A 728-nucleotide genomic window follows, 5' to 3' on the forward strand; every position below is an offset into this window, starting at 1 on the left:
GTATCGGGTCAAGCGCAGCTTGTCAACAATCTGCGAGCAGATTGAAATGTGAAAATTGCGAAACGCAGCGAAAAAGGTGAGAGCAAGAATCGTCCCGTGGCCACAAATTTTCAATTCTTGAAAATTCTTGCCCCTTTGGGACAGCTTCTTGTTGGGGCGTGCCTGCCCCAAACCCTGCTAGGAACGAGTACAGCAAACTGGAATTGTTTACTTCTTCATCTTAGGTGCAATAAGTAGCACGACTGTCACAAGAACATACAAACCATACAGTAACCAAGTAATGGTATTGTTCCAAGGAAAACTCATTTCTGGATGGTTCACCGCAAACATTATAAATGCAACAGCTATAATCAGCATTACCAAACCGACGATTCTTGATGTGCTCTTTTTCATGTAAATAACCTCGCCAAATTCTTATTTGTTGAACTAAGCCGAGTATACCATACTCTCCAATGAAAGAACACCCCGATATAGTGAAATTTTGCCATTTTTCTGCGTACGTGCGTACACGCTCCGCAGGGATTCTAAGGGGCTTGGCCCCTTGGCACACAGACTTTGGCACAAAGTCTAGTGTGTTACACCTTGTCAGAGGTGTACAGGCTCCCGGTACGCACGTACGCAGCGACTACCCCCAAACGCGCCATATAGGGGGACGACCAAGTTCGCACAAAGCGAACTTGATTCCGCAAAGCAAAAGGCAGGATACCACTATCATAGTGATACCCTGC

At 45.9% G+C, this 728-nt stretch carries 1 protein-coding gene; it reads right to left on the reverse strand.

All coding sequences use genetic code 11. The features are described 5' to 3' along the window. Window positions 1-207 precede the first annotated feature (207 nt). Window positions 208-393, reverse strand: a complete 186-nt coding sequence (locus AAAU26_RS01890) for a hypothetical protein (protein WP_005921579.1) — start codon at window positions 391-393, stop codon at window positions 208-210. Between the last annotated feature and the right edge of the window lie 335 nt (window positions 394-728).

This window comes from Faecalibacterium longum (genome assembly GCF_040094125.1).
Lineage (GTDB): Bacteria > Bacillota > Clostridia > Oscillospirales > Ruminococcaceae > Faecalibacterium > Faecalibacterium longum.

Excerpts from the sequence above, each read along its gene's own strand:
- AAAU26_RS01890 (WP_005921579.1), bottom strand. The coding sequence starts at position 393 with ATGAAAAAGAGCACATCAAGAATCGTCGGTTTGGTAATGCTGATTATA.